General features: G+C 66.7%; 4 protein-coding genes. 2 read left to right on the top strand and 2 right to left on the bottom strand.

The window, feature by feature from the left end:
- Positions 1-185: 185 nt before the first annotated feature.
- Entirely contained in the window at positions 186-1,034 is an 849-nt protein-coding gene (locus FVW20_RS07800) for a transglutaminase-like cysteine peptidase (protein ID WP_231038959.1), read from the top strand.
- A gap of 145 nt (positions 1,035-1,179) precedes the next feature.
- Entirely contained in the window at positions 1,180-3,351 is a 2,172-nt protein-coding gene (locus FVW20_RS07795; RefSeq protein ID WP_196608973.1) for an HD domain-containing phosphohydrolase, read from the top strand.
- A 167-nt stretch (positions 3,352-3,518) separates the two neighbouring features.
- Here FVW20_RS07795 and FVW20_RS07790 read toward each other — a convergent pair whose 3' ends face one another.
- Positions 3,519-3,959: an arsenate reductase ArsC gene (locus FVW20_RS07790; RefSeq protein WP_231038958.1), complete on the bottom strand. Its 441-nt coding sequence runs from the start codon at positions 3,957-3,959 to the stop codon at positions 3,519-3,521.
- A gap of 198 nt (positions 3,960-4,157) precedes the next feature.
- Positions 4,158-4,823, bottom strand: a 666-nt coding sequence (locus FVW20_RS07785) for a methyl-accepting chemotaxis protein (protein ID WP_231038957.1), incomplete at its 5' end; no start/stop codon positions are given.

Genomic DNA, 4,823 nt, shown 5'->3' with positions numbered 1-4,823 from the left:
CGGCCACCGCTGCCCGCGCGGGGATGCCCGCCACCCCCGAGGTGCGCAGCGCGGTGACAAGCGCCGCCAGCGATGCGGGCGAACCGGCACGGAACGGTGCCGGGGCGAATGCGGCCATACAGGCAACGCATATATCTGCCGATACACCTGTTGCGCCCGTTGCGCCTGACGCGTCCTTGTCCGCCATGAAGGCGGACGGTGCAAACGCCGCCGATGGAAAGGGAGCGCCCCGCGCAACTGCGGACACGGCGGACACTGCGGACACGGCGGACACGGCGGACACTGCGGACACGGCCCCGGCAGGCACGGAGACGGCGAATACGAACACGGTGGGCCTGCCCGATGCGCCCCTTGTGGCCCAGGCGGCGCAGCCAAGGCAGGCAAACCAGCCTGCGCAGACGGCAGAATCCGCCCAGTCCGCCGAACCCCGGCAGGGCGCCGCGTCGGCCTCTCGGGGCATCCGGCTGTTCAACACCATTGAATTTCGGGGGCCGTTGAAGCATCTGCCCAAGTGGGACCGGGTGCTGAACGTGGACCGCAAGACGCCGGGGCTGATTCCGGAGCGGGCGCTGGGCGGGCGCCATGCCCTGTGGGGCGAGTTGCGGTCCGAATGGCGCGGCCTGTCCACCATGGACAAGCTGCGCAACGTGAATTCCCTGTTCAACCAGTGGCCCTACCGCCTGGACAATGAAGTCTGGGGCGTGGTGGACTACTGGGCAGCGCCTGTGGAGTTCCTGCGCAAGTCGGGAGATTGCGAAGACTACGCCATAACCAAGTATTTCGCCTTGAAGCAGCTTGGCGTGCCCGTTTCGGACATGCGCATCGTCATACTGCTGGATTCCATCCGCCGGTTGGCTCATGCCATTCTGGTGGTGTACACGGGGGGCGACGCCTACGTGCTTGACAATCTGTCCAACGTGGTGCTGTCGCACCAGCGTTACGGACACTACGTTCCGCAGTACTCGATAAACGAAGAACACCGATGGGCGCATATCCCCATCAAGGGTGGCCCGGGCGCCCGAAGAATGAAGTAGGGCTGTTCCCAATAGTCCTTTTGACGGTATTTGGAAGCAGCCCCCGGGTGTTTCAACATTGAAGACTGCTGTCGGGAAATATCCCGGCGACGCAAGAAGCATCGCCCGCCCCGATTGAAAAATCTGTCCAGACCGCGGAGGACCCATGGCAGAGAACAACGCATCGACAGGCACGCCGGACCGCGACAGACCCGCTGGCCGTTCGCGGCTTCTGTGGTTCGGCATCGTGGTGCTTGGGGTTACCGTGGCTGCCGCCACGGTGGGTGCCTACTGGAACATCTCCGACGCGCGGCACAAACTGGAGACGGACATCGCCCAGCGTCAGGCCGTGCTTACGCTGGCCCGCGTGGAGTCCGTGAACCTGTGGCTGGATTCCATGACGGAGCAGGGGGCGCGGCTGATCAATGCCGACCTGTTCCGGCTGTTCGCCTCTGAAGTGAACCAGCTGGAAGGCGACGTGGGCCTGCTGCTGAACAAACCCGGTCAAGGGCCCGGCCAGGACACGGGCAGCGTCCAGCCCGGCAAGAGCGGCGGCAAGCCAGTTGCCCCTCAAGGTGACGACGACATCTCGCAACTGGCCGCGCAACTGCCGCTGATGCGCAACCTGCTGCGCGAGTTCGTGACCTATTCCGACTTCGTGTCCGGGCGCATCGTGAATACCCGCGCCCAGACCTACATTTCCACCGACGCCACCCCCGTGCCGCTGAACGAAGACCAGCAGGCCGCCATCCGCGAGGTGCTGGAAACGGGCAGGATGCGCTTTTCGCATGCCCGTTCCACCCAGACCGGACTGGTGCTGGACCTGTTCATGCCCATCCTGCCGCCCCAGTTCGAGGCGGCCACCGGCGCGCGGCCCGTGGCGGCGCTGATGCTGTCCAAGATCATTTCCGGCAAGGTGGGCGAGTTTCTGGCCGCCTCGCCGCTGGTGGAGAAGGGGCAGGTTTCGCGGCTGGTGCAGCGCACCCCGCGCGGCTTCGAGGAAATTGCCCCCTCGGCCCAGGAAGGGCTGAAGAACGTGCCCCCGCCCGCATTCGCCGAAACGGGCGACCTGCCCTTCATGCGGCGCGCGTCAGTGGATGGCGGCGCGCAGGTGTACTCCACCGGGCGCAAGGTGCCGAACCTCGAATGGTGGACCGTGGAGGAAATTCCCGCCGATCTCGCGCTGGCCCGCCTGGCCGAGCGCGAGCGCACCGTGGTGGGGCTGGCCGTGCTGTGCACCCTGCTGCTGGTGGTCATGCTGGCCTCGCTGTGGTGGTGGCTGGTGGGCCGGGAACAGCGTGAAATCGCCCGCGATTTCAAGGCGCTGTTTGAAGTCATCGACGATCAGAAACAGCTGCTCGACGGCATCAACTCGGCCATGACGCACCCGGTCTCGCTCACCGACGACCAGAGCGTGTTCCAGTACGTCAACCGCGCCTTTGCCCGCGCCGTGGGCCGCAGCCCCGAAGAGTTGCTGGGCATGGACATGCAGGCGGTGTTCGGCTTCGACACCGCGCGCCGCATCACCGCGCCCGACGCTCAGGTGCTCATGGGCGGCGACCCGGCCACGGTGAACGAGGTGGTGTACCTGCAATCGCGCAAGCGGCACTTCCAGATCGCCAAGGCCCCGCTGTTCGGCCCCGACGGCAGGCAGGTGCGCGGCGTGGTTTCGGTGTTCCACGACATCACCGACCTGGTCGAGGCGCAGGAGCGCAACCGCCGGGTGGTGCAGCAGACCATCGACGCGCTGGTGCGGGCCATCGAACAGACCGACCCGTATCTGGCGGGCCATTCGCGGCTGATGGGCATAGCGGCCAGTCTGACCGCGCGGGGGATGGGCCTTGGCGAGCGCGACGTGGCCACGGTGGAAGCGGCGGCCAACCTTTCGCAGGTGGGCAAGATGTTCGTGCCGCGCGACATCCTGAACAAGCCCGGCAAGCTCACCGCGCAGGAAAAGCAGGAGATGGAACGCCACGTGGAATACGCGCGCGACGTGCTGTCTTCCATCGAGTTTGACCTGCCGGTGCTGCCCGCCATCATCCAGATGAACGAACGGCAGGACGGCAAGGGCTACCCCGAGGGCCTGACCGGGGAGCAGATATCCGCCCACGCCCGGATACTGGCCGTGGCCAACGCCTTCTGCGCCATGCTGCGACCGCGTTCGTACCGCCCGGCACTGCCGCTGGAGAAGGTGCTGGACGCCCTGGAAAGCCAGACCGACAGCTACGACGTGAACGTGGTGCGCGCCCTGCGCGATGTGCTGGACACCCCGGCGGGCGAGCGGCTGATGGGTCAGATCGGCGGGCAGGCCTCCAGCGGAACCAGCGACGAGGCCTAGCGGGAACGTGTTCCGCCGACCATGCGGCGGACGAAAACGGCAAAAAAGGGGGAGCGCCATGCGGCGCTCCCCCTTCATGCTGCGCGGCTGTCTTTGCACAGGCAGGCGCGCAGGCTGCCGTCGGGGACCGCCCGTGGCCGACAGCCCGGCGGCAGGGCGGGGTGGCATCAGGCGTTCGGCGTATCGCGCAGCGATGCCACGAATTGCTTGACCCGCGCTTCGATGGCATCGCGTATGGTGCGGGCGGCTTTCATGCGCTGCTCTTCGTCACCGACAAGGGCCGCGGGGTCGTCGAAGGGCCAGTGATGGCGGCGGACCGCGCCGGGGAACAGGGGGCACTGCGTTTCGCCTTCCGCACACACGGTGACCACATGGTCGAACATGCGGCCCTGGCGGTACAGGTCGAACACCGAGCGGGCCGTGGCCCCCGATATGTCGATGCCCACTTCTCGCATGACCTGTATGGCCAACGGATTGATGGAGCCGGGTTCCAGCCCGGCGCTTTCCGCCTGAAAGGCGGCCCCTCCGTGCTTGCGCAGGAAGGCTTCGGCCATCTGGCTGCGAGCGGAATTGTGCACGCAGATGAACAGGACACGGGTGACAGGCATGGCGGCCTCCATTTGGCTTTTTGGCAAAATGGCATTTTTGCGTGACAAAATGGTGTCGCCATGAAAAATGCCGGGGCCCGCAGGCCCCGGCGTATCATTAGGCAATGGATGTGGCGTGCGCCCTGTCGGGTGCGCCATTCGGCAATCAGCACGCCGCCCATGCTCGGCAATTGTCCGTGATCAGATCATCGCCCGCGATCAGGCGCGCATTTCGGCGGTCAGGCGGCGCAGATCGCCCGCCAGCCCGGCCAGGTCGTTCACCGCCGTGGCCGAGCGGGACATGATCTGCGCGGTATCCTGGGCGATCATGTTCACTTCCTCGGTGGACCGGCTGATCTGCTCGCTGGCGGCGGACTGTTGTTCCGAGGCCGTGGCGATGGAGCGTACCTGGTCGGCGGTCTGGTCCGCCATGGTCACGATTTCCTTCAGCGTGTCGCCGGATTTTTCGGTGAGCTCGGTAGAGCGCACCACCGCATCCACGGCCGCCGCAGTGGCCTGCACATTGTCACGCGCTCCGGACTGGATGGAGGCGATGGCCTGCCCCACCTCGCGGGTGGCGCCCATGGTCTTTTCGGCCAGCTTGCGCACTTCGTCGGCCACCACGGCGAATCCGCGTCCGGCGTCACCGGCGCGGGCGGCCTCGATGGCGGCGTTCAGCGCCAGCAGGTTGGTCTGGTCGGCGATGTCCTCGATGACCTGCATCACCCGGCCGATGTCCTCGGCCTGGCGGCCCAGGCCTTCCATGTTGGCGCGCAGGTCCACGGCCAGGTCGCGCACGCCGGTGATGGCCTGCACCACGTCGGCGACCAGGTGTTCGCCCTCGTCGGCCTTGGCCCGCGCGCCCTCGGCGTTGGCCAGATCGGA

The organism is Nitratidesulfovibrio oxamicus (assembly GCF_015731765.1).
GTDB lineage: Bacteria > Desulfobacterota > Desulfovibrionia > Desulfovibrionales > Desulfovibrionaceae > Cupidesulfovibrio > Cupidesulfovibrio oxamicus.
This window is presented reverse-complemented; position numbering and strand designations above follow the sequence as displayed.

Bases quoted from the DNA above. Each gene is read 5' to 3' on its own strand.
- FVW20_RS07800 (WP_231038959.1), top strand. From the start codon at position 186: ATGAAGGCGGACGGTGCAAACGCCGCCGATGGAAAGGGAGCGCCCCGC.
- FVW20_RS07795 (WP_196608973.1), top strand. From the start codon at position 1,180: ATGGCAGAGAACAACGCATCGACAGGCACGCCGGACCGCGACAGACCC.
- FVW20_RS07790 (WP_231038958.1), bottom strand. From the start codon at position 3,959: ATGCCTGTCACCCGTGTCCTGTTCATCTGCGTGCACAATTCCGCTCGC.